This window comes from Streptomyces sp. DSM 116795, from assembly GCF_055792905.1.
Genome location: NZ_CM147707.1, coordinates 6,202,153 through 6,225,304 on the forward strand (window position 1 = coordinate 6,202,153; position 23,152 = coordinate 6,225,304).

The following is a 23,152-nucleotide window of genomic DNA, read 5'->3' on the forward strand; positions in this document are numbered from 1 at the left end:
GTGGCAGGGTTGTGATGGAAGCGTCCGTTCTTTGAGAACTCAACAGCGTGCTAAAAGTCAACGCCAGATATGTTGATACCCCGCATCCCGGGTTTTTGAGGGGTGTGGATTTCTTTGATGACAGCGAGGGTGCTGGCATGCCGGGATTATTCCTCCTGGTTGTGCCGCTCTTTGTGGTCTGTCTTTTTGAGGCATTCACGGAGAGTTTGATCCTGGCTCAGGACGAACGCTGGCGGCGTGCTTAACACATGCAAGTCGAACGATGAACCGGTTTCGGCCGGGGATTAGTGGCGAACGGGTGAGTAACACGTGGGCAATCTGCCCTGCACTTCGGGACAAGCCCTGGAAACGGGGTCTAATACCGTATGGGACTGCCGGGCGCATGCTCTGGTGGTGGAAAGCTTCGGCGGTGCAGGATGAGCCCGCGGCCTATCAGCTTGTTGGTGGGGTGATGGCCTACCAAGGCGACGACGGGTAGCCGGCCTGAGAGGGCGACCGGCCACACTGGGACTGAGACACGGCCCAGACTCCTACGGGAGGCAGCAGTGGGGAATATTGCACAATGGGCGGAAGCCTGATGCAGCGACGCCGCGTGAGGGATGACGGCCTTCGGGTTGTAAACCTCTTTCAGCAGGGAAGAAGCGTGAGTGACGGTACCTGCAGAAGAAGCACCGGCTAACTACGTGCCAGCAGCCGCGGTAATACGTAGGGTGCAAGCGTTGTCCGGAATTATTGGGCGTAAAGAGCTCGTAGGCGGCTTGTCGCGTCGGATGTGAAAGCCCGGGGCTTAACCCTGGGTCTGCATTCGATACGGGCAGGCTGGAGTTCGGTAGGGGAGATCGGAATTCCTGGTGTAGCGGTGAAATGCGCAGATATCAGGAGGAACACCGGTGGCGAAGGCGGATCTCTGGGCCGATACTGACGCTGAGGAGCGAAAGCATGGGGAGCGAACAGGATTAGATACCCTGGTAGTCCATGCCGTAAACGTTGGGCACTAGGTGTGGGCGACATTCCACGTTGTCCGTGCCGCAGCTAACGCATTAAGTGCCCCGCCTGGGGAGTACGGCCGCAAGGCTAAAACTCAAAGGAATTGACGGGGGCCCGCACAAGCGGCGGAGCATGTGGCTTAATTCGACGCAACGCGAAGAACCTTACCAAGGCTTGACATACACCGGAAAACCCTGGAGACAGGGTCCCCCTTGTGGTCGGTGTACAGGTGGTGCATGGCTGTCGTCAGCTCGTGTCGTGAGATGTTGGGTTAAGTCCCGCAACGAGCGCAACCCTTGTCTCGTGTTGCCAGCAGGCCCTTGTGGTGCTGGGGACTCACGGGAGACTGCCGGGGTCAACTCGGAGGAAGGTGGGGACGACGTCAAGTCATCATGCCCCTTATGTCTTGGGCTGCACACGTGCTACAATGGCCGGTACAATGAGTGGCGATGCCGTGAGGTGGAGCGAATCTCAAAAAGCCGGTCTCAGTTCGGATTGGGGTCTGCAACTCGACCCCATGAAGTCGGAGTCGCTAGTAATCGCAGATCAGCATTGCTGCGGTGAATACGTTCCCGGGCCTTGTACACACCGCCCGTCACGTCACGAAAGTCGGTAACACCCGAAGCCGGTGGCCCAACCCCTTGTGGGAGGGAGCCGTCGAAGGTGGGACTGGCGATTGGGACGAAGTCGTAACAAGGTAGCCGTACCGGAAGGTGCGGCTGGATCACCTCCTTTCTAAGGAGCATGTGGCGACAGGGTTCACCTCCCGTTCGGAGGTCCTGCCGTCCAGAGCCATTTCGTCGGCGAATGTCCGACGGTGGTCTGCTCATGGGTGGAACGTTGACTATTCGGTCTGCTGTCGCGGGCCTGTCATCCAAGTACTGCCTCGTCTTCGGACGGGGTGTGGAACGGAGGACGGGCCGGTGGCGGGGGCCGGGCGCGCTGTTGGGTGTCTGAGAGTACGGCCGTGTGGTCGTGGGTCTCTTGGTGCCGGTCCCGGTGTACTGCGTCTGTGGGCGTGGGTGGTGGGTGGCTGGTTGTTGTTTGAGAACTGGACAGTGGACGCGAGCATCTGTGGCCAAGTTTTTAAGGGCGCACGGTGGATGCCTTGGCACCAGGAACCGATGAAGGACGTGGGAGGCCGCGATAGGCCCCGGGGAGTTGTCAACCGAGCTGTGATCCGGGGGTGTCCGAATGGGGAAACCCGGCAGTCGTCATGGGCTGTCACCTGCATCTGAATGTATAGGGTGTGTGGAGGGAACGCGGGGAAGTGAAACATCTCAGTACCCGCAGGAAGAGAAAACAACCGTGATTCCGGGAGTAGTGGCGAGCGAAACTGGATGAGGCTAAACCGTATGTGTGTGAGACCCGGCAGGGGTTGCATGTACGGGGTTGTGGGATGGGGCTTCAGTCGTCTGCCGGCGGCTGGGTGAGTCAGAAACCATTGCAATAGGCGAAGGGTATGCGAAAGGCCCGGCGTAGAGGGTAAGACCCCCGTAGCTGAAATTGTGATGGCTCACTTGTCTTTTTCCCGAGTAGCATGGGGCCCGAGAAATCCTGTGTGAATCTGGCGGGACCACCCGTCAAGCCTAAATATTCCCTGGTGACCGATAGCGGATAGTACCGTGAGGGAATGGTGAAAAGTACCGCGGGAGCGGAGTGAAAGAGTACCTGAAACCGTGTGCCTACAAGCCGTGGGAGCGTCGCGTGCCAAGCTTGCTTGGTGCGTCGTGACTGCGTGCCTTTTGAAGAATGAGCCTGCGAGTTTGCGGCATGTTGCGAGGTTAACCCGTGTGGGGGAGCCGTAGCGAAAGCGAGTCCGAAGAGGGCGTTTAGTAGCGTGTTCAAGACCCGAAGCGGAGTGATCTAGCCATGGGCAGGGTGAAGCGGAGGTAAGACTTCGTGGAGGCCCGAACCCACCAGGGTTGAAAACCTGGGGGATGACCTGTGGTTAGGGGTGAAAGGCCAATCAAACTCCGTGATAGCTGGTTCTCCCCGAAATGCATTTAGGTGCAGCGTCGTGTGTTTCTTGCCGGAGGTAGAGCACTGGATAGGCGATGGGCCCTACCGGGTTACTGACCTTAGCCAAACTCCGAATGCCGGTAAGTGAGAGCGCGGCAGTGAGACTGTGGGGGATAAGCTCCATGGTCGAGAGGGAAACAGCCCAGAGCATCGACTAAGGCCCCTAAGCGTGTGCTAAGTGGGAAAGGATGTGGAGTCGCAGAGACAACCAGGAGGTTGGCTTAGAAGCAGCCATCCTTGAAAGAGTGCGTAATAGCTCACTGGTCAAGTGATTCCGCGCCGACAATGTAGCGGGGCTCAAGCACACCGCCGACGTCGTGTCACTCACATGTGTGCCCTAACGGGTGTGTGGGTGGGTAGGGGAGCGTCGTGTGCCGGGTGAAGCAGCCGTGTAAGCGAGTTGTGGACGGTATGCGAGTGAGAATGCAGGCATGAGTAGCGATACATACGTGAGAAACGTGTGCGCCGATTGACTAAGGGTTCCTGGGTCAAGCTGATCTGCCCAGGGTAAGTCGGGTCCTAAGGCGAGGCCGACAGGCGTAGTCGATGGATAACCGGTTGATATTCCGGTACCCGTGGCAGTGCGCCAGCGCTGAATCAGGTGATGCTAAGCCCGTGAAGCCCCCTGCGGTGTCCTTCGGGATGCTGTGGGTGTGGTGGAGCCGGCGGTCCGAGTCTGTAGTAGGTGAGTGATGGGGTGACGCAGGAAGGTAGTCCAGCCCGGGCGGTGGTTGTCCCGGGGTAAGGGTGTAGGGCGTCATGCAGGTAAATCCGCATGACATGGGCCTGAGACCTGATGCCGAGCCGATTGTGGTGAAGTGGATGATCCTATGCTGTCGAGAAAAGCCTCTAGCGAGTGCTGTTGCGGCCCGTACCCTAAACCGACTCAGGTGGTCTGGTAGAGAATACCGAGGCGTTCGGGTGAACTATGGTTAAGGAACTCGGCAAAATGCCCCCGTAACTTCGGGAGAAGGGGGGCCACGGCTGGTGATCCCACGTGCTGGGGGAGCTGGTGGTGGCCGCAGAGACCAGCGAGAAGCGACTGTTTACTAAAAACACAGGTCCGTGCGAAGCCGTAAGGCGATGTATACGGACTGACGCCTGCCCGGTGCTGGAACGTTAAGGGGACCGGTTAGTCACATTTCGGTGTGGCGAAGCTGAGAACTTAAGCGCCAGTAAACGGCGGTGGTAACTATAACCATCCTAAGGTAGCGAAATTCCTTGTCGGGTAAGTTCCGACCTGCACGAATGGCGTAACGACTTCTTGACTGTCTCAACCATAGGCCCGGTGAAATTGCACTACGAGTAAAGATGCTCGTTTCGCGCAGCAGGACGGAAAGACCCCGGGACCTTTACTATAGCTTGATATTGGTGTTCGGTTCGGTTTGTGTAGGATAGGTGGGAGACTGTGAAGCATTCGCGCCAGCGGGTGTGGAGTCGTTGTTGAAATACCACTCTGATCGTGCTGGATGTCTAACCTGGGTCCGTGATCCGGATCAGGGACAGTGTCTGGTGGGTAGTTTAACTGGGGCGGTTGCCTCCTAAAATGTAACGGAGGCGCCCAAAGGTTCCCTCAGCCTGGTTGGTCATCAGGTGGTGAGTGTAAGTGCACAAGGGAGCTTGACTGTGAGACTGACGGGTCGAGCAGGGACGAAAGTCGGGACTAGTGATCCGGCGGTGGCTTGTGGAAGCGCCGTCGCTCAACGGATAAAAGGTACCCCGGGGATAACAGGCTGATCTTCCCCAAGAGTCCATATCGACGGGATGGTTTGGCACCTCGATGTCGGCTCGTCGCATCCTGGGGCTGGAGTCGGTCCCAAGGGTTGGGCTGTTCGCCCATTAAAGCGGTACGCGAGCTGGGTTTAGAACGTCGTGAGACAGTTCGGTCCCTATCCGCTGCGCGCGTAGGAGTCTTGAGAAGGGCTGTCCCTAGTACGAGAGGACCGGGACGGACGGACCTCTGGTGTGCCAGTTGTTCTGCCAAGAGCATGGCTGGTTGGCTACGTTCGGGAGGGATAACCGCTGAAAGCATCTAAGCGGGAAGCCTGCTTCGAGATGAGGACTCCCACCCCCTGTGTGGGGTTAAGGCTCCCGGGAGATGACCGGGTTGATAGGCCGGATATGGAAGACCCGTGAGGGTTGGAGTTGACCGGTACTAATAAGCCGAGGGCTTGACCACATGTGCTACGCGTCCACTGTGCGGTATCTGAAACAACAACCCCCACACCCCCAAGCAGGGGCAGCCGGGGCGGTTGTTGATATGTGAAGAGTGCGCTGACACACACATACACAGGTTTCCCCCACCGTTGTGTGGGGGGTGTGTTTCGGTGGTCATAGCGTGAGGGAAACGCCCGGTCACATTCCGAACCCGGAAGCTAAGCCTTACTGCGCCGATGGTACTGCATGCGGGAGCGTGTGGGAGAGTAGGACACCGCCGAACTATTATTGATGGGCCCGTGGCTCACAGCGTGCATGCGCTGTGAGCCACGGGCTTTTTTGTTTCGAGAGTGCGATATGTGCGGGGCGCCGAAGAAAGGCCTCGCATTGCAGACAGGAGTCATGTCGATGTCCACCGAATCGTCCGACGATCGGCCTGAGCGTCGTCCTCGTCAGTCCGGCCCGCGGAGTGGCGATGACCGGCCCCGTGGTGGAAAGCGCGATGGCCGCGCCGGCGGCGGCGAGAGCCGCGGGCGGAGCGGATACCGGCGGGACGACGGGCGTCGCGGCGATCGACGTGATGAGCGGAAGGACCGGGACAGGCCTCGCGGTGGGGACTCCGGCGGGAGCGACCGGGGTGACCGGCCGCAGGGCCGCGGGGACCGTCGCGACGGTGGCGCCCGGCCGGACAGGAACCGTTCCGATGGGCCGCGCCGCTCCGATGGGCCCCGGCAGGGGCGCCGGGATGATGACAGGTCGCGTGGACCTCGTCGGGATGACGAGCGGGGCGGTGGCGGCGGTCGGCGTCCTTACGGTCAGAGCGGTTCCGGAGGACGGGACGGCCGTGAGCGGCGCGGTGGATTCCGGGGGCGGCGGGACGACGACCGGGGCGGGCCTCCTCGCCGAGGGGGGCGCGACGAGCGCCGGGACGACCGCCGGAGTGACCGGGAGGCGCCGAGGCGGCTGCCCATCGACGAGGACGTGACCGGCGCCGAGATCGACAAGGAAGTCCGGCAGGAGCTGATGAGCCTGCCGAAGACGCTCGCGGAGGATGTCGCGAAGAACCTCGTGATGGTTGCGCGGTATCTGGATGAGGATCCGCAGGCGGCCTACGGCTATGCCCGGGTGGCGCTGCGGCTCGCCTCCCGTGTTCCGTCAGTGCGTGAGGCGGCCGGTTTCGCGGCGTACGCGGTGGAGAAGTACGCGGAGGCGCTGGCGGAGTTCCGTGCCGCGCGGCGCATGACAGGGCTGCAGCACCTGTGGCCCGTCATGGCCGACTGCGAGCGCGGTATGGGACGGCCGGAGAAGGCGCTGGCGATGGCGGGCGAGTCCGAGGTGCAGAAGCTGGACAAGGCCGGGCAGGTGGAGATGCGGCTCGTCGCGGCCGGAGCCCGGCGGGACATGGGGCAGACCGAGGCTGCCGTGGTGACACTGCAGAGCCCGGAGCTGGCGTCCAGTTCCCAGCAGCCGTGGACTGCCCGGCTGCGCTATGCGTACGCCGACGCCCTTCTCGAGGTCGGGCGTGAGGACGAGGCCCGGGAGTGGTTCGCCAAGGCGTTGGAGGCCGACCAGAGCGGCTCCACGGACGCGTCGGACAGGCTGGCGGAGCTGGACGGAGTGGAGTTCGTCGACGCGCTCGATCCCGAGGCCGACGAGGAGACCGCGGCAGAAGGGCCTGGGGCCGGCTCCGCGGAGTGACGCAGGGGATGCGAGGAGGCGGGAGTCTGTCGGAACTCCCGCCTCCTCGCGGTCGTGGGGCCGCAGCCGGGGGGACTACGGCGCGAAGCGTGCCAGCGGGTTGTCGAGTTCGCCGACGAGCTGGAGTGCGCCCGCCGGGTCCTGCAGGTCCACCATCTGCTGGTTGTTGCGAAGCTGCAGGCGGTTGAGGCAGGAGAGCGCGAAGGTGTCCGCGAAGAGGTCGTAGCGCTCGAAGCGCTCGGCCAGGTGCGGTGCGGACTTCTGGTAGTCGCGGACGCAGTCGGCGACCGCCGACCAGAAGGAGTCCTCATCCAGGGTGCCGTTGCCGGCGAGGATGCCGTTGAGGAAGCGCAGGAAGCAGTCGAAGACGTCGGTGAAGAGGGAGAGGATCTTCATCTCTTCGGGGACCTCGGCGCGGATGCGCTCGACCTCCGGCGGGAGCTGTGCCTCCGGGCTCATCACCGCGATCTCCTCGGCGATGTCCTTGAAGACCGCCCGCTTCGGCACGCCGTCCTCGTCGAGTACGAGGATGACGTTCTCGCCGTGCGGCATGAAGACCAGGTCGTACTCGTAGAAGCAGTGCAGCAGCGGTGTGAGATAGGCGTTCAGGTACCTGCGCAGCCACGTCACCGGGTCCAGGCCGGAGCGTTCGATGAGCGACGTGGCCAGGGAGCCGCCTTCGGTGTCGGTGTGGAGCAGCGCCGCCATCGTCGCCAGCCGTTCGCCCGGTGCGAGCAGCGGAACCGGGCTCTCGCGCCAGAGGGCCGCGAGCATCTTCAGATACGGGGAGCCCTTGGGTGCGGCCGCCTCGTACGGGGCAGCGTGGTAGCCGACGGCGGCGCATTCGCGGAGCACCGCGAGCCCTGATTCGCGCAGCACTTCGTCCTCGTCGACGAGACGGGCCAGCCAGTCGTTGATGGCGGGCGTGGCCTTCATGTACTCGGCTGAGAGGCCGCGCAGGAAGCCCATGTTGAGGACGGAGAGTGCTGTCTTCACGTAGTGCTTGCCGGGGCTGGTGCCGTTGAAGAACGTACGGATGGACTGCTGCGCGAGGTGCTCGTCGTCGCCGTGGCCGAGGCAGACCAGATTGCGGTGTGCGACCTCGGCGGCGAAGGTGACGGACAGCTTGTTCCACCACTGCCATGGGTGGACGGGGATCAGGAAGTAGTCCTCCAGATCGAGGCCCTCCTCCTGCATGGCGGCCGAGAAGCGGCGCAGCGTCTGCGCGGACAGTTCCGAGAGCAGCAGCTTGTCGTAGCCGAGGTCGGCCGACGCGGTGAAGGTGGCGTGGTCGCGGTGGGCGGCGACCCAGATCAGCCGTACGGGGGCGCCGGCTTCGGGGGCGTACGCGCGGTATTCGGCGACGTCGAAGCCGAGGCGACCGTTGTTGGCGACGAAGCAGGGGTGGCCCTCGGTCATGCCCGCCTCGATCGCCTGGAAGCCGGAGCGGGCCAGGCGGTCGGCGCTCACGGGCGTACGGGCCAGTTTGAAGGCCGTGCTGGCGAGGGTGGAGCTGATCTCCTCCAGATAGACGGGCAGGATCTCCTCGCCCAGCCGCAGGGATCCGCGCAGTTCGGTGATGAACGCGAGGGCGTCCAGCGGGAGTTGCTCGCCGTCCCGGTGGCGGGTGATGCTGCCGCTGTCGATCTGCCAGTGGTCCAGGGCGAACTGCCGTGCCGTGAAGCGGTATTCGGTGGTCCCGTCGTCGCTGCGGACCGAGTACCGGCTGCCGGGCCGGGGCCCCTGCGTCGTCAACGGCGCGGGGGTGAGGAGCCGTTCGTGGGTGAACTCGGCGAGTGCCTTGCGTATCAGCAGCCGGTTCGCCAAGTCCCAGCGCTCGGGCGTGAGATGGGCGACGGCATCGCGGGGGGAGAGGGCGGTGGGGCTGGTCATCGGCTCTTCGTCCCTCCTGCGTCCTCGCGGGTCTCGTGGGTCTGGCCGGTCTCACCGGTCGTGCCGGCTTGGCGGGCGGCCTCGAACTGCTCACGGGTGCACATGCTGAGGTAGGCGTCCTTCTCGGGTTTGGCTATGGTGCGCTCGATACGGAAGCCGACCGCTTCGTTGAGTGCGTGCACGGCTGAGTTGCGTACGTCCGGTTCGACGACGACGCGGCGGGTGTGCGGGTCTGCGAAGAGCATGTCCATCACGGTGGTGATCACGGCGAGGGTGAAGCCGTGCAGCGGGGAGTCGGTGGGCGCGCACAGGAAGTGCATACCGGCGTCGCCCGGCTGCGCCTCGTAAAGCCCCTTCAGCTCGACGTGTGCCGGGTCGTAGCGCTCCATGAGGAAGCGCGGCTCGCCCTCGTGGAAGCCGAGATAGGCGTCGTGGTGCTCGGAGGCGCCTATGCCCATGAACTCCCGCTCCACGTCCGTGAGTGTGGCCTCCTGCATCAGCCAGAACGCCGACTTGGGGTGGGTGACCCAGCTGTGCAGCAGTTCGGCGTCGCCCGCCGGGTCGACGGGCCGCAGGTCGAAGCGGCCCAGCCGGGCGTCGGTGCGCGTGTGCACGGTGGCGCCGGTCCCGGCGTCGTTCGTGCGGGGGTTGCTGCTCATGAGTGCGGAGCCTCCGTCCCTGTGTTCCGGGCCGCTGCCGTGGCGGGGTCGGGTACTGGTGCGGTGAAGTCCTGGAAGGCGATGGAGCGTTCCACGTGGTAGTACTCGCGGCCGAGCAGTTCGCGGATGATGCACGAGTTGCGGTAGGCGGCCATGCCCAGGTCGGGTGTGACGAAGCCATGGGTGTGCAGTTCGGCGTTCTGCACGTAGATCTCCCGGCCGGCTGTTTCTCCGCTGTACCCGCTGTCGACACGGTAGTTGCGCCGGACGGCGAAGCGGCCCTGCTCGTCCCAGTCGATGCGGTCCGCGACGGGGGAGAGGAAGTCCGGTGTGCGGTAGCGGTAGCCGGTGGCCAGGATCAGGCCCTCGGTGGTGAGGGTGAAGTCCTGCTTCTGCTCCTCCTGGCGAAGGCCGAGGGTGTACGCGCCTGAGGCGTCGTCGTAAGAGGCGTCCGTCAGGGCGGTGTTGGTCATCAGCCGTGTGGGGCAGGGGCCGTGGAGGCTCTTCTGGTAGAGCAGGTCGAAGATGGCGTCGATCAGCTCGGTGTTGATGCCTTTGTAGAGGTTCTTCTGCGAGGCGACGAGTTCGTCCCGGGTGGCCTGCGGGAGGCCGTAGAAGTAGTCCACGTACTCCGGGGAGGTCATCTCCAGCGTCAGTTTCGTGTATTCGAGCGGGAAGAAGCGCGGGGAGCGGGTGACCCAGGTCAGGTGGTAGTCGTGGCCGCCGATTTCCTGGAGCAGGTCGTAGTAGATCTCCGCGGCGCTCTGGCCGCTGCCGACGACCGTGACGGACTTCTTCTTCTGGAGCTCCTGCTTGTGGTCCAGATAGCGGGAGTTGTGTATGAAGTCGCCGCCGAGACCGCGGCAGGAGTCGGGTATGTGGGCCGGCGTGCCGGTGCCGAGCACGAGCTTCCTGCTGCGGTACGTGCGCTGCTCACCGGCGGCGAGGTCGTCGGCGCGGACGAGGTACAGCTCCTCGCTCTCGTCGTATTCGACGCTCGTGACACGGTTGTTGAAGCGCACGGACTTCAGCTTTCCGGCGGCCCAGCGGCAGTAGTCGTTGTACTCGGCGCGCAGCGGATAGAAGCTCTCGCGGATGTAGAACGCGTAGAGGCGGCCCGTCTCCTTGAGGTAGTTGAGGAAGGAGTAGGGCGAAGTGGGGTCGGCCAGCGTGACCAGGTCGGACATGAACGGCGTCTGCAGGGTGCTGTCTTCGAGCAGCATTCCCGAGTGCCAGTCGAACTCCGGCTTGTCGTCCAGGAACAGGCCGTCGAGTTCTCCGACGGGTTCTGACAGACAGGCCAGGCCGAGGTTGAAGGGGCCCAGTCCGATGGCGGTGAAGTCGTGGACGTGGGCGGTGTCTTGTGGGGTGGACACGTAAGTCTCCGGATTCCGGGGGCAGGCGGTCAGCTGGCGCGGGGGTGGACCGGTTCCGGGTCCGGGTGCCGGGTGCCGGGTGCGCCCGGGCGTTCGGCGAGGTGGCGCCCCGCGTGCTCGGCGATGAGGTCGAGGACGGTGGCGATGTCGCCGAGTGAGGTTTCGGGGTTGAGCAGAGTGAACTTCAGGTAGTGCCGCCCGTCGACGACCGTCGAGGCCACGACGGCCTCACCCGAGGCTGAAAGGGCCTGCCGCGCGTGCAGGTTGACCTCGTCCGTCAGGGAGCGGCCCGCGGGTGCGGGCGGCAGGTAGCGGAAGACGAGCGTGCTCAGCTGGGGGCGGGTGACGACCTCGAAGCGCGGGTCCTCGCGCAGCAGTCGCCAGGCGTCCGCAGCGCGGTCCACCACCTCGTCGAAGAGTTCGCCGACGCCCGCGGCGCCCATGATGCGCAGCGTCAGCCACAGCTTGAGCGCGTCGAAGCGGCGTGTGGTCTGGATGGACTTGTCGACCTGGTTCGGGATGTTGTTCTCGGCCATCCGCGCCGGGTTGAGGTAGTCCGCGTGGTAGGTGACATGGCGCAGGGCGGCCTGGTCGCGTACGAGCACGGCGCTCGAAGAGACCGGCTGGAAGAAGGACTTGTGGTAGTCCACGGTCACCGAGTCGGCACGCTCGATGCCGTCCAGTAGATTCCGCCGCCGGGAGACCAGCAGTCCGCAGCCGTAGGCCGCGTCCACGTGCAGCCACGTGCCTGCGCGCTCGCACAGGTCCGCTATACCGGGCAGCGGGTCGATGCTTCCGAAGTCCGTGGTGCCCGCGGTGGCGACGACCGCCATCACCACGAGGCCCTCGCGCTCGCACCGTTCGAGTTCGGCGGCGAGCGCGGAGGTGCGCATCTTCCGGTCTTCGTCGCACGGCACCGGGATGACGGCCTCCGGTCCCAGGCCGAGCAGCGTCGCGGACTTCTCGATGCTGAAGTGACTGCACTCGGAGGTGAGTACGCGCAGCCGCGGAAGGATCTCGGGCTTGCGCAGCGGTGTCGCGGAGTTCTTCTCGACCAGGCGGCACGCCTCGTCTCGGGCGAGGAGCAGGGCCTGCAGATTGGACTGCGTACCGCCGCTGGTGAAGATGCCGTCCGCCGCGGTGCCCAGGCCGATCCGTTCCGCCGTCCACTTGATGAGGTGGCGCTCGATCAGCGTGCCGCCCGCGCTCTGGTCCCAGGTGTCGAGCGAGGAGTTGACGGCGGAGATCACGGCCTCGCCGAGCACCGCCGGGATGACGACCGGGCAGTTGAGGTGGGCGAGGTAGCGCGGGTGGTGGAAGTAGACGGCGTCACGGAGATAGACGTTCTCCAACTCGTCGAGGGCGGCCGCCGGGTCGCCCAGGGGGGCTTCCAGGTCGATGCCGGAGACGGCGGGGGCGAGTTGGGACGGTGTGACTCCGGTGAACGGGCGGTCGGCGCCGGCGATCTTCTCCGCGACGCGGCCGACCCCTTCTGTGACGGAGCGCCTGTAGTGCTCCACCGTCCTGTCGTTGAGCAGGTGTGACCTGCTGCTCATGAACTGTCCTCCCTGACGCAGGCATCGGCTGCACCGCACGGTGGGTGCGGTGAGGTAAGGCTACCCTAACTATGTCGTGATGGGAGCAGGGCGGGGTGGGGTCGGGAGAGACAGTCCTTCCACGAGCCTTACGCAGAGCCGCCGTTGAGTTCCGGGAGTACTCCGGAGCCTTCAGAAGTCCTCGTCCAGGACGCGCAGCACGAGTCCGGTCGCCGGCTTCGGGCCGAAGGACGTGGACTTGCGGGGCATCATCACGCCCTGTTCGGCGAGTTCGCGTACGAGCTCTTCCCGTACCGGTCTCATCAGCACGGCTGTGCCGCCCACTTGGGCCGCCTTGTTGACGGCGGCCGCCGCGTCGTGGATGTAGCCGATCTCCTCCGGACGGTCCGGCACGCGCCACACCTCGTCGAGAAGCACGGAATGCAGCACCGTGGCGTCCAGTCGCCGCCAGGTTGCGGGACGGCCGGCGTCGAGGCGCCGTTCCAGGAGGCCGGGCGAGGGATCATGGAGCAGATGGAAGGCGCCGCCGCCGTCGGTAAGGAGGAAGGCGTTGCCGGACGCCTCGTCCAGCGACCGAAGGGCCTGCGGCAGCGGCGGCGTACCCAGGTCGCGTACGCGGAACGCGCCCTCGGACTCCACGGCGCGCAGGGCCTGTTGGAGCGGGAGCCTGGTGAGCACACGGTGGATGGCCTGCACGCGCAGGGGATGCCGGACCGTGTCGACGAGCAGGACGAGGCCGTGGTCCCACGGGGAGTCGGGCCCCGTGAGGTCTCCGCCGTGTTCCCGGCGCAGCCGCAGATACGTGGCCCAGCGGTGGTGCCCGTCCGCGATCAGAGCGCGGCGGAGAAACAAGTCGGCGTCGACCTCGGCGAGTTCGGCCGGGTCGGTCAGCGACCACAGGCGGTGCGAGAAGCCGTCCTCGGTCGTGGTGGAGAGCAACGGCGGCCGGAGCGTGGTCCGTTCGATGACGGCGGCTGCCCCCGTCACGGTGCCGTCGCCGCGGTAGGAGAGCAGCAGCGGCTCCGGATTGGCTCCCGTGGCGCGCATCAGTGCGGCACGGTCCTCCACGACCTCGGTCATCACGCCCTCGTGGGGCAGTACGACGCCCTCCTCGGGCGGCGAGAGCCGCAGAGCGCCGATGAGGCCGCGCTGCAGCAGGTCGCCCCGCCGCTGCTCGTAGACGTACAGCGCCGGCCGGGGATCGGGTGCCAGCACGCCCTCGGCGAGCCAGCTGCGCAGGGTCGAGGCGGCCTTGGCCTGTCTGCCGACGGCGTCGGCGGCCTGCGGCAGGATGAGCCGGACGATGTTGTACGGGTCCGCCGTCTCCAGCTGCCGCAGCTCGTCCGGGCGGACCACGACGTCGTACGGCGGTGAGGTCACAGCGGCGAGGGAGCCGACCTTCCCGGGCACGTAACGCAGCCCGCGGAAGGGCGTGAGCCGGAGGCCGTCATCGGTCATTACCGCATGCTATGCCGGAGTCCGTCCGGGGGCGGAGGCCGCTCCCCGGCGCAGCGCGGGATGATCGGGGAGCCGGTCGTGAACCGGTCGCGAAAGAGAATCCGTTGCGAGGAGAGCGAGAGACCATGGCGGGCACTGCGCGTACGAGGCCTTCCGGGAGCCGCCGGGCGCTCCGGGAGGAGTACGACACGGCGCTGCTGGACCTGGACGGTGTGGTGTATGTCTCGGGCGACGCCGTCCCGTACGCGGTGCGGTCGCTGGAGGAGGCCCGGGAGGCCGGCATGCGGCTGGCGTACGTGACGAACAACGCGGCACGCACCCCCGCGGTCGTCGCCGCGCACCTCAGCGATCTGGGCGTCCCCGCGGAAGCCGGTGACGTGATCACCTCGGCCCAGGCCGTGGCACGCCTCATCGCCGAGCAGCATCCGGCGGGCTCGCGCGTCCTCGTCATCGGCGGCGACGGGCTGCGGGAGGCGCTGCGCGAGCAGGGGATGAACGTCGTCGACTCGGCCGACGACGAACCGGCTGCCGTGGCGCAGGGTTACGGCGGCCCGCAGCTGCAGTGGGGACGGCTCGGCGAGGCGGCGGTCGCGGTCGGCCGCGGGGCCGCGTGGTTCGCCTCGAACGCGGACAGGACGATTCCGGGTGCCCGCGGCATCCTGCCCGGCAACGGTGCGGCGGTCGAGGTCGTACGGATCGCGACCCGGTGGATGCGTGCGGCTCCTGAGCCGCAGATCGCGGGGAAGCCGCGGCCGCCGATGCACCGGGAGACGATTCTGCGTACGGGAGCGAAGCGGCCTCTGGTCGTCGGTGACCGCCTGGACACCGACATCGAGGGCGCGCACGTGGGCGGCGTCGACTCGCTGCTCGTACTGACCGGGGTGACGGACGCGGCTCAGCTGCTGGCCGCACCGCCCGAGCACCGTCCCGCGTACGTGGCGCGCGACCTGCGTGAACTGGCGCGGGAGCAGCCGGAGTTGACCGGCGACGCGGCAGCCGGCTTCGGATGCCGGGGCTGGCACGCCAGGGCGGGCGAGGGTGAGCTCGTGCTGGACGGCGAGGGCGAAGTGCTGGACGGGTTGCGGGCGTTGTGCGGCGCGGCGTGGACGGCGGCGGGGGACGGCGGTTGCGGGCTGGAGCCGGACAAGGTCCTTGCGCGGCTGGGGCTTTGAGGAGCGGGGACTTTGCGAAGCGGGATCTTGAGGAGCGAGATCTTGAAGGGCCAGGATTTTGAGAGGCGGGATCTTGAGGGGCCGGGACTTTGAGAGGCGGCATCTTGAGGGGCCGGGACCTGAGGGGCCGGCCGGACCGGGGTCCGATGCGGGTCCCCGGCCCGGCGGTCCTCCGCCCCCCCGGGACCGGTGTCACGTCATTCGCTTGCGGCGCCCGAGGTGCCCGAGGCGGCCGACACGGCCTCCTCGACGAGCTGCTCCTCCGTCGCGTCCATCCGCCAGTAGCCCGTGAACTTGACCCGCTTGCGGTCGAATCCGCGCTCGCGGACCAGATGACGGCGGAGCGCCTTGACGGTTCCGGCCTCGCCCGCGATCCACGCGTAGGGCGTGCCTTCCGGCAGGCAGGCCGCGGCGACCGAGGCGAGGTGGAAGTCCGTGCGGTGGTCGGTGGTGTTGTCCCTGACGAGCCATGTGATGTCGGCGTCCGCGGCCGTCGGCAGGGCCTGGATGTCCTCGGCGTGCGGCACTTCGAGCCACACCTTGGCGGGGGTGCCCGGCGGCAGCCAGTCGAGAATGCCCGCGACGGCGGGCAAAGCCGTCTCGTCACCGCTGATCAGCACCCAGTCGGTGCCGGCCGCGGGGCGGAAGTCGACACCGCCGTTGTCGTCCACGGTGGGGCCCAGGATGGTGACGCGGTCGCCCGGGCGTGCCGTGGCGGCCCACCGGGATGCCGGGCCGGCCGGTACGAAACCCGCGGCGGCGGCGTCGGTCGGGTCGCCGACGCCGTGCAGGGCGAAGTCGATGTCCAGTTCGTCCTGCGGGAAACGGCGCTGCTCCCGGACCGTGTACGAGCGCATGATTCCGCGCACGGACGGGTCCATCGACCGCCAGACCGTGAACCACGCGTCGCCGGCGTCCGTCGGTACGACCGGCGCGTCCTGCCCCGGTTGCGGCAGGAAGAGTTTGAAGCGCTGATCGCGTCCGCCCGAGGTGAAGTGCCGCAGCGCCTCGCCGCCGAAGGTGATGCGCAGCATCGTCGGACCGAGCCTGCGGGTCCGTACGACGTGCGTGTCGAAGAACTCGAACGGGACGGTGCGGGCTGGGGCTTCGGGGGCTGCGGTGCTCATGCTGCGGGCTCTCCTCCCGGGTGGGCCGTGCCGTGCGCGGTGCTTGCTCGATGGTGAGGTGCTTGCTCGATGGTCAGGTGGCCGCTCCTGCCGCCGGATGTGCGGCGGGCGTGCGGGGTGTTCGGGGCGGACGCCGGTGCCTGTGTGCCGGTGCCTGTGTGCTGGTCCGCAGTGCGGTGTCGCTGTGCGCGTACGTGGTGCCAGGCGGGTGCGGGACGGCGGGCACCCGCCGTCCCGCGGCCGCTCAGCTGACCTTCTTCGCGTCCTCGACCGCCTTGGCGAGCTGCTCCAGCAGCGGTGCGGCGCCCGCGTAGGAGAAGCGGGGCTCGGCGTCCCAGGTCGTGACCTGGTCCGCCTTGACCGCGGGCAGGTCCGACCAGGTCGGCTTGGACTTCAGTGCCGCGGGCTGGAGCGCCTGCGTACGGTTGTCGAGCATGATCACGTCGGCCTTGTACTTGTCGGCGTTCTCCCAGCTCAGCTCCTCGAAGAAGCCCTGCTTGCTGATCTTCTTCGGGACGACGATGTCGACGCCGAGCTCCTTGAAGTACCGCAGGTCGGCGTTGGCGGAGGGATCGGAGACGTACATGAGGTCGGGGGCGCCGGAGGCGGCCATCACCTTCAGACCGCCGCTCGCCTTCGCGGCCTTGCGCAGCGTCTCGGACGCCTTCTCGAAGCGGTCCTTGGCGTCGGTGACGGGCTTCGCCTTCAGGTCGGCGCCGAGGGATTCAGCGAGTTCGGCGAAGCGCTTGATCGCGTCCAGCATCGACGTCTCGGCCGTCTTCAGCGCAAGGGACGGGGCGAGCTTGAGGATCTTCGCCTTGCTCTCCTCGGGCACGTACCAGAGAGCGTCCTTTACGTACATGTTCGTCACGAGCAGGTCGGGGCGGACCTTCGCGTACTTCTCGATGTCGAACTCGCCGAAGGCGTTGCCGATGATCTCCAGCTTCTTCACGTTCAGATCCCCGGCCAGGACGTCCGGTTCGCCGTTCTTCTTCTTCGTCGGGCCGAACACGCCCACGACCGCGTCGCCGGCGCCGAAGTCGTGCAGGGCGGCGGCGGTGCCGACGTAGGCGACGATGCGCTCAGGCGTGGCGTCGAGGCTGATCTTCTTCTTCCGGTCGTCGGTGAAGGACCAGGCGCCCCCGCCCTTGTCCGAGCCGGACTTCGAACCGCCGTCGCTTCCGCAGGCGGTGAGCAGAGCACCGAGACCCGCGGCGCCGCCTGCGGCCAGCAGACCACGGCGGGAGAGACTGGGGAGTGCGGACGAATGGGGCATAACAGAGCCTTCTCTTCTCGGTGTCTTGCGGCCGGCTGTGGGCCGGATGTCGAGTTAGGTTAACCTAACCAAAGTCGTTGTTGTCCAGTGGCCGGGGGTCCCACGCCTCCGTCCCCCGACCGGAGCCGGTACGTGACTCTCATCAAGTCCCGCCAGACGCCGGGAAGTTCGCCGCCCCCTGATCCCGCGGATTCCGAACCGTCCCCGAAGGCAGGGCAGACGGGCGGGCCGGGCAAGGCCGGCGCGGCGGAACGCACGGCTCGGAGCGGCCGGTCCGCCGCGGGCGGCGGCCGTACCGGCTTCATGCTGCGCACCGCCGGACTCCTGGGCGCCGCAGGCCTGTTGCTGCTCGTGCTCGCGCTCAGCATCGCCGTCGGCGCGAAACAGCTCTCGATGCCCGAGGTGCTGCAGGGCCTGACCGATCCCGCCTCGCCGTCGTACTCGGTCGTGCACGAGATGCGTCTGCCGCGCACCGTCCTGGGACTGCTCGCGGGTGCCGCGCTCGGCCTCGCGGGCGGAGTGATGCAGGCGCTGACCCGCAACCCGCTCGCGGATCCCGGCCTGCTGGGCATCAACGCCGGTGCCGCCGCGGCCGTCGTCACCGCGATCTCCTTCCTCGGGGTCTCCGGCTACACGGGCTACATCGGCTTCGCCTTCGCCGGTGCCGCCGCCGTCTCGGTGGCCGTGTACGCGGTGGGCGGCGGCCGGGGGGCGACCCCGGCACGGCTCGCCCTCGCCGGTACGGCGCTGAACGCGGCGCTCATCTCCTATGTGAACGCGGTGCAGTTGCTGGACACGGCGTCGCTCGACCGCATGCGCTTCTGGACGGTCGGCTCGCTCGCGCGTGCGCAGGACGACATCAACATCAAGGCGCTGCCGTTCGTGCTCGCCGGTGTCCTGCTGGCCCTCGCCCTGGCCCGTCCGCTGAACGCACTCGCGCTCGGGGACGACGCTGCGCGCGCTCTGGGCTCACGTCCCGAACTCACCCGCGGCCTCGCCATCCTGGCGGTCACGCTGCTGTGCGGGGCGGCGACCGCCGCGTGCGGACCCATCGTCTTCGTCGGCCTGATGGTGCCGCACATGGTGCGCTCCCTGACCGGTCCCGACCTGCGCTGGATGCTGCCGTACTGCGTGCTGCTCGCGCCGGTGCTGATGCTCGGCGCGGACGTGCTGGGCCGTGTGCTCGGGCGGCCGGCCGAGCTTCAGGTGGGCATCGTGACCGTCGTGCTGGGCGGGCCGTTCTTCCTGTACTTCGTGCGGCGCCGGAGGGTGGCTCAGGCATGAGCGTGATACGTACGGCGGGCGGATACTCCGTCACCTTCCGGCCGCGCGCGGCCCTCGCGGGGGCGGCGTGCGTGGTGCTGGCGCTCGTCGTCGGCGTCCTCGCCATCGGCAGCGGCGAGTACCCGATGGCACCCGCGGACGTGATCCGTACGCTCGCCGGGCAGGGCGCCCCCGCGGACGCCTTCATCGTGGGCGAGCTGCGGTTGCCCCGTACGGTCACGGCGCTCGCGGTGGGTGCCGCGCTCGCGCTGGCGGGCGCCGTCTTCCAGGCGGTGGTGCGCAATCCGCTTGGCAGCCCCGACGTGCTCGGCTTCACGTACGGAGCCGCGACAGGGGCGCTGACCGCGATCGTGATCGTCGGCGGAGGCAGCGCCGCGCTCGCGGGCGGTGCGCTGATCGGCGGCGTCGTCACCGGGATCGCCGTGTACGGACTGGCATGGCGCGGAGGCGTGCACGGTTACCGACTGGTGCTCGTCGGCATCGGCGTAGCCGCGATGCTCACCGGGGTCAACGGATACCTCCTCACCAAGGCCCACATAGTCGAAGCCGGGCGCGCGGTGCTGTGGATGACCGGCAGCCTGGACGGGCGCGGCTGGGGGGACGCGGCGCCGCTGCTCGCCGCCATGGCGGTGCTGGTGCCGGTCGTACTGCTCGGCTGCGGACGCGGGCTGAGCATGATGGAGATGGGCGACGACGCGGCGGGCGCTCTGGGCGTACGCGTGGAGCGGGTGCGGCTGGTGCTGCTCGGCTCGGCGGTGCTGCTGGTGGCCCTCGCGGCGGCCGCGGCGGGTCCTGTCGCCTTCGTGGCGCTGACGGCACCGCAGCTGGCGAGGCGTCTGACGAAGGCGCCGGGCCCGAATCTGCTGCCTTCGATGTGCATGGGTGCCGCGCTGCTGGTCTCCGCCGACTTCGCGGCCCAACGGGCCTTCGGCGCACACGAGTTGCCGGTGGGCGTGGTCACGGGTGTGCTGGGAGGCGGTTATCTGGTGTGGCTGCTGGCGACGGAGCGCAGGGCGGGACGGATATGAGCACCGGGAATGCGAGTTCGAGTGCGGGTACGAATACGAGTTCGAGTACGGGCAGGACTGCGAGGACGGCGACCGTGACGAGGCAGCACACCACGCAGGAGGAAACCGCGCGGACGGCACCGGAGTCCGTACAGGCCGGGCCTGAACAGGCCGGGGCCGTATCCGGCCGAGCCGTATCCGGCCGGGCCGGGCCCGGAGGAGCTGCGGACGGGAGCGCCAGCCGGCTCACCGGCGAGGGCCTCACTCTCGCCTACGACCAGCGCACCGTCTCCGAGCAGCTCAGCGTCGCCGTCCCCGACAAGTCCTTCACGGTGGTCGTCGGCCCCAACGCGTGCGGCAAGTCCACGCTGCTGCGCGCCTTTTCGCGGATGCTCCGTCCCACCGCGGGTTCGGTACTGCTGGACGGCGCCGACATCGGCGGCATGCCGGCGAAGAAGCTGGCACGCACGCTCGGGCTGCTGCCGCAGTCCTCGGTCGCCCCGGACGGGATCACGGTCGCAGACCTGGTGGCACGCGGCCGCTATCCGCACCAGAGTCTGCTGCGGCAGTGGTCGCGCGAGGACGAGCGTGTGGTGCGGGAGTCGATGGAGGCGACCGGAGTAGAGGACCTGGAGAGCCGCTTCGTCGACGAACTCTCCGGCGGCCAGCGGCAACGCGTGTGGATCGCCATGGCGCTGGCGCAGCAGACGCCGCTGCTGCTGCTGGACGAGCCGACCACGTACCTCGACATCGCCCACCAGATAGAGGTCCTGGACCTGTGCGCGCGGCTGCACGAGGAGGAGGGCCGCACGCTCGTCGCGGTGCTGCACGACCTCAATCACGCGGCGCGCTACGCCACGCACCTGATCGTGATGTGCGGCGGCGAGGTGGTCGCGGAGGGCGTTCCGGACGACGTCGTCACCGCACGGCTGGTGGAGGACGTGTTCGGCATGCCGTGCCGGGTGATCGAGGATCCGGAGTCGGGCACGCCGCTCGTCGTACCGGCTGCGAGGGAGCGTACGCGCGCCGCCCGGGGAGTTTGAGCACTGCGCACAGTCGGGAGCCGGGCAGCAGGTCGGAAGCGGTAGCGTCGGGGGCATGAGCGAGCCGATGCCGGGAGCACTGCCGGCACAGCAGTACGGAGAGCCCGCCGGACCGGCGGGCACCGCGGAACCGGTGGAAGCCGGGCCCCCGGAGGAGCCCGCGGAACCGGAGCCCGGCGAGTCCGGGGAGCCCGCGCCGCACGCGGAGCCCTTCGGGGCGGCGGACGCGGCGGAACCGGCGGAACCGGCAGAGCCGGAGGAACACGCGGAGCCGGTGTCCGGTGAGCCCGCGGAGCGCGCGCCGCAGACGGAGCCGGCACCCGGAGAGGCGGACGAGCCCGCGCCGCATGCGGAGCCGGAGCAGCACCAGGAGGAGGACGACGGGCCGCGCCCCCTGGGCCTGCACGTCGAGCCGACGGGACACGCCCCCGTGGACGCCGAGTTGAGACGCCTGGAGGACGCCGACCATCTCGCGGTCTCCGGCCACCTCGAGGTGTACGAGGACGTGCACCGCGGGCTTCGCGAGGCGCTGGCAGGCCTCGACCGGCAGACCCCTGCCCCGGGTCCCGCCCCTGCCCCCGGTTCCGTGCCCGTCTCCTCTCACGGTCACGGCCACGGCCGCCCCGTGCCCGGGCCTCCGTACCCCCGGAGCTGACTCTTGCCCCGACGCCGACTCGACGCGGAGCTGGTGCGCCGCAGGCTGGCCCGCTCGCGCGAGCACGCCAGTCAACTGATCGCGGCCGGACGGGTCACCGTCGGCGGCAACGTCGCCGCGAAGTCCGCAACCCAGGTGGAGACCAGCGCCGCCGTGGTCGTACGGGACGACGGCACCGACCCCGGATACGTCTCCCGCGGAGGGCACAAACTCGCGGGCGCCCTCGCGGTTTTCGGGCCGCTGGGCCTGCGCACCGAGGGGCGCCGCGCGCTGGACGCGGGCGCCTCGACGGGCGGCTTCACCGACGTGCTGCTGCGCGCCGGCGCGGCGGAGGTCGTCGCCGTCGACGTCGGATACGGGCAGCTCGCGTGGTCGCTGCGCAGCGACGAACGCGTCATCGTCAAGGACCGTACGAATGTACGGGAGTTGACGCCGGAGGACGTGGACGGCCGCCCCGTGGATCTCGTTGTGGGCGACCTGTCCTTCATCCCGCTGGGTCTCGTGCTCCCGGCCCTCGTCCGGTGCTCCGCACCCGAAGCCGACCTCGTACTCATGGTCAAGCCGCAGTTCGAGGTCGGCAGGGAACGGCTGGGAAGCGGAGGCGTGGTGCGCAGCGCGGCACTGCGCGCGGAGGCGGTCCTCGCGGTGGCAGGCCAGGCCGCCGGGCACGGCCTCGGCGCGCTCGGGGTGACTGCGAGCCCGCTGCCCGGGCCGTCCGGAAATGTCGAGTACTTTCTGTGGCTGCGCGCCGGTGCACCCGGGATCGACGCGGCCGATGTCGAGCGAGCTGTGGCGGAGGGCCCGAAATGACGACAGCCAGTGACGCCCGTACGGTCTTCCTGCTCGCCCACACCGGACGCCCCGCCGCCGTACGCAGCGCCGAACTGGTCGTACAGGCACTGCAGCGCAAGGGCATCGGCGTGCGGGTGCTGGAGGAGGAGGCCACGGACCTGCCGCTGCCGGAACCGGTGCGCAGGGTCCCCTCCACCGAGGACGCGGTGGAGGGCTGCGAGCTGATCGTGGTGCTCGGCGGCGACGGAACCCTGCTGCGCGGAGCCGAGTTCGCCCGCGCCTCCGGCGTGCCGATGCTCGGCGTCAACCTCGGGCGGGTCGGGTTCCTCGCGGAGGCCGAGCGCGACGACCTCGAAAGGGTCGTCCACCGGGTCGTGACCCGCGGCTACGAGGTCGAGGAACGGATGACGCTCGATGTCCTCGTACGCACCGACGGGCGGATCGTGCACCGCGACTGGGCCATCAACGAGGCGTCCGTGGAGAAGGCCTCCCGCGAGCGGATGCTGGAGGTCGTCACCGAGGTCGACAACCGTCCCGTCTCCCGCTTCGGCGGCGACGGAGTGGTGTGCGCCACACCCACGGGCTCGACGGCGTACGCCTTCTCCGCCGGCGGCCCCGTCGTCTGGCCGGAGGTGGAGGCGCTGCTGATGGTGCCGATCAGCGCGCACGCGCTCTTCGCCAAGCCGCTGGTGACGGCGCCGGAGTCGGTGCTCGCGGTGGAGGTGCAGCCGCAGACGCCGCACGGTGTGATGTGGTGCGACGGACGGCGCAGCGTCGAACTGCCCGCGGGCGCCCGCGTGGAGGTGCGCCGGGGCTCCGTGCCGGTGCGGCTGGCCCGGCTGCACCACGCGTCGTTCACGGACCGGCTCGTCGCCAAGTTCGCGCTGCCGGTGGCCGGTTGGCGCGGCGCGCCGAACTGAAGCGCACCGTACCTGCGCGCTTTCCGTGCCGTGTGCGCGCCGGTTCCGGACCCGTCTTCGCGCCGCCTTC

16 protein-coding genes and 3 rRNA genes are annotated in these 23,152 nt (G+C 67.9%); 12 read left to right on the top strand and 7 right to left on the bottom strand.

The genetic code is table 11. The features are described from left to right. The first annotated feature begins 194 nt into the window (after positions 1 to 194). The 5 genes from ACSMXX_RS26755 (at position 195) to ACSMXX_RS26775 (ending at position 6,864) form a co-directional block, all read left to right on the top strand. A 16S ribosomal RNA gene (locus ACSMXX_RS26755) occupies positions 195 to 1,722 on the top strand. Between the two features lie 341 nt (positions 1,723 to 2,063). Further along, positions 2,064 to 5,188, top strand: a 23S ribosomal RNA gene (locus ACSMXX_RS26760). Between the two features lie 144 nt (positions 5,189 to 5,332). Further along, positions 5,333 to 5,449: ribosomal RNA gene (gene rrf / locus ACSMXX_RS26765) — 5S ribosomal RNA — on the top strand. Together the 16S, 23S and 5S rRNA genes form the textbook arrangement of a ribosomal RNA operon. Positions 5,450 to 5,641: 192 nt before the next feature. Next, entirely contained in the window at positions 5,642 to 6,151 is a 510-nt protein-coding gene (locus ACSMXX_RS26770; RefSeq protein ID WP_473185054.1) for a hypothetical protein, read from the top strand. Next, positions 6,130 to 6,864, top strand: a complete 735-nt coding sequence (locus ACSMXX_RS26775) for a tetratricopeptide repeat protein (RefSeq protein ID WP_473184988.1) — start codon at positions 6,130 to 6,132, stop codon at positions 6,862 to 6,864. The genes ACSMXX_RS26770 and ACSMXX_RS26775 overlap by 22 nt, the downstream gene beginning before the upstream one ends. A gap of 75 nt (positions 6,865 to 6,939) precedes the next feature. Here ACSMXX_RS26775 and ACSMXX_RS26780 read toward each other — a convergent pair whose 3' ends face one another. The 5 genes from ACSMXX_RS26780 to ACSMXX_RS26800 all read right to left on the bottom strand — a co-directional run bounded on the left by ACSMXX_RS26780 (position 6,940) and on the right by ACSMXX_RS26800 (position 13,806). Further along, positions 6,940 to 8,757 (bottom strand): IucA/IucC family protein, encoded by a 1,818-nt coding sequence (locus tag ACSMXX_RS26780; RefSeq protein ID WP_473181239.1) that lies wholly within the window; start codon positions 8,755 to 8,757, stop codon positions 6,940 to 6,942. Further along, a complete protein-coding gene (locus ACSMXX_RS26785; RefSeq protein WP_473181240.1) occupies positions 8,754 to 9,416 on the bottom strand; it encodes a GNAT family N-acetyltransferase in 663 nt (220 codons plus the stop codon). The genes ACSMXX_RS26780 and ACSMXX_RS26785 overlap by 4 nt, the downstream gene beginning before the upstream one ends. Then, a complete protein-coding gene (locus tag ACSMXX_RS26790) occupies positions 9,413 to 10,825 on the bottom strand; it encodes a lysine N(6)-hydroxylase/L-ornithine N(5)-oxygenase family protein (RefSeq protein ID WP_473184989.1) in 1,413 nt (470 codons plus the stop codon). The genes ACSMXX_RS26785 and ACSMXX_RS26790 overlap by 4 nt, the downstream gene beginning before the upstream one ends. Further along, the gene (locus ACSMXX_RS26795) at positions 10,822 to 12,348 is read right to left on the bottom strand and encodes a pyridoxal phosphate-dependent decarboxylase family protein (protein ID WP_473181241.1); all 1,527 of its coding nucleotides are present in this window, start codon (positions 12,346 to 12,348) and stop codon (positions 10,822 to 10,824) included. The genes ACSMXX_RS26790 and ACSMXX_RS26795 overlap by 4 nt, the downstream gene beginning before the upstream one ends. Positions 12,349 to 12,519: 171 nt before the next feature. After that, positions 12,520 to 13,806, bottom strand: coding sequence for a DUF1015 family protein (locus ACSMXX_RS26800; protein ID WP_473181242.1), 1,287 nt, complete (start codon positions 13,804 to 13,806; stop codon positions 12,520 to 12,522). 125 nt (positions 13,807 to 13,931) lie between these two features. Between ACSMXX_RS26800 and ACSMXX_RS26805 the strand changes: the two genes are divergently transcribed. Further along, the gene (locus tag ACSMXX_RS26805; protein WP_473181243.1) at positions 13,932 to 14,978 is read left to right on the top strand and encodes an HAD hydrolase-like protein; all 1,047 of its coding nucleotides are present in this window, start codon (positions 13,932 to 13,934) and stop codon (positions 14,976 to 14,978) included. 197 nt (positions 14,979 to 15,175) lie between these two features. Here the strand turns inward: ACSMXX_RS26805 and ACSMXX_RS26810 are convergent, their stop codons facing one another. Both ACSMXX_RS26810 and ACSMXX_RS26815 read right to left on the bottom strand, forming a co-directional pair. Further along, the gene (locus ACSMXX_RS26810) at positions 15,176 to 16,105 is read right to left on the bottom strand and encodes a siderophore-interacting protein (protein WP_473181244.1); all 930 of its coding nucleotides are present in this window, start codon (positions 16,103 to 16,105) and stop codon (positions 15,176 to 15,178) included. Between the two features lie 244 nt (positions 16,106 to 16,349). Beyond that, complete coding sequence (locus ACSMXX_RS26815; protein ID WP_473181245.1) at positions 16,350 to 17,381, bottom strand: ABC transporter substrate-binding protein; 1,032 nt, start codon at positions 17,379 to 17,381, stop codon at positions 16,350 to 16,352. 303 nt (positions 17,382 to 17,684) lie between these two features. Between ACSMXX_RS26815 and ACSMXX_RS26820 the strand changes: the two genes are divergently transcribed. The 6 genes from ACSMXX_RS26820 to ACSMXX_RS26845 all read left to right on the top strand — a co-directional run bounded on the left by ACSMXX_RS26820 (position 17,685) and on the right by ACSMXX_RS26845 (position 23,082). Then, on the top strand, positions 17,685 to 18,665 hold the full coding sequence (locus ACSMXX_RS26820) for a FecCD family ABC transporter permease (RefSeq protein ID WP_473184990.1): 981 nt from the start codon (positions 17,685 to 17,687) through the stop codon (positions 18,663 to 18,665). Beyond that, positions 18,662 to 19,693, top strand: coding sequence for a FecCD family ABC transporter permease (locus tag ACSMXX_RS26825; protein WP_473181246.1), 1,032 nt, complete (start codon positions 18,662 to 18,664; stop codon positions 19,691 to 19,693). The genes ACSMXX_RS26820 and ACSMXX_RS26825 overlap by 4 nt, the downstream gene beginning before the upstream one ends. Positions 19,694 to 19,767: 74 nt before the next feature. After that, the gene (locus ACSMXX_RS26830; protein WP_473181247.1) at positions 19,768 to 20,715 is read left to right on the top strand and encodes an ABC transporter ATP-binding protein; all 948 of its coding nucleotides are present in this window, start codon (positions 19,768 to 19,770) and stop codon (positions 20,713 to 20,715) included. A gap of 55 nt (positions 20,716 to 20,770) precedes the next feature. After that, positions 20,771 to 21,370: a hypothetical protein gene (locus ACSMXX_RS26835; protein ID WP_473181248.1), complete on the top strand. Its 600-nt coding sequence runs from the start codon at positions 20,771 to 20,773 to the stop codon at positions 21,368 to 21,370. Between the two features lie 3 nt (positions 21,371 to 21,373). After that, entirely contained in the window at positions 21,374 to 22,180 is an 807-nt protein-coding gene (locus tag ACSMXX_RS26840) for a TlyA family RNA methyltransferase (protein WP_473181249.1), read from the top strand. Next, positions 22,177 to 23,082, top strand: a complete 906-nt coding sequence (locus ACSMXX_RS26845; RefSeq protein ID WP_473181250.1) for an NAD kinase — start codon at positions 22,177 to 22,179, stop codon at positions 23,080 to 23,082. The genes ACSMXX_RS26840 and ACSMXX_RS26845 overlap by 4 nt, the downstream gene beginning before the upstream one ends. Positions 23,083 to 23,152 lie beyond the last annotated feature (70 nt).

Coding starts and splice junctions, on each gene's coding strand:
- ACSMXX_RS26770 (WP_473185054.1), top strand. CDS start 5,642: ATGACCGGCCCCGTGGTGGAAAGCGCGATGGCCGCGCCGGCGGCGGCG.
- ACSMXX_RS26780 (WP_473181239.1), bottom strand. CDS start 8,757: ATGACCAGCCCCACCGCCCTCTCCCCCCGCGATGCCGTCGCCCATCTC.
- ACSMXX_RS26785 (WP_473181240.1), bottom strand. CDS start 9,416: ATGAGCAGCAACCCCCGCACGAACGACGCCGGGACCGGCGCCACCGTG.
- ACSMXX_RS26795 (WP_473181241.1), bottom strand. CDS start 12,348: ATGAGCAGCAGGTCACACCTGCTCAACGACAGGACGGTGGAGCACTAC.
- ACSMXX_RS26800 (WP_473181242.1), bottom strand. CDS start 13,806: ATGACCGATGACGGCCTCCGGCTCACGCCCTTCCGCGGGCTGCGTTAC.
- ACSMXX_RS26805 (WP_473181243.1), top strand. CDS start 13,932: ATGGCGGGCACTGCGCGTACGAGGCCTTCCGGGAGCCGCCGGGCGCTC.
- ACSMXX_RS26810 (WP_473181244.1), bottom strand. CDS start 16,105: ATGAGCACCGCAGCCCCCGAAGCCCCAGCCCGCACCGTCCCGTTCGAG.
- ACSMXX_RS26815 (WP_473181245.1), bottom strand. CDS start 17,381: ATGCCCCATTCGTCCGCACTCCCCAGTCTCTCCCGCCGTGGTCTGCTG.
- ACSMXX_RS26820 (WP_473184990.1), top strand. CDS start 17,685: ATGCTGCGCACCGCCGGACTCCTGGGCGCCGCAGGCCTGTTGCTGCTC.
- ACSMXX_RS26825 (WP_473181246.1), top strand. CDS start 18,662: ATGAGCGTGATACGTACGGCGGGCGGATACTCCGTCACCTTCCGGCCG.
- ACSMXX_RS26835 (WP_473181248.1), top strand. CDS start 20,771: ATGAGCGAGCCGATGCCGGGAGCACTGCCGGCACAGCAGTACGGAGAG.
- ACSMXX_RS26845 (WP_473181250.1), top strand. CDS start 22,177: ATGACGACAGCCAGTGACGCCCGTACGGTCTTCCTGCTCGCCCACACC.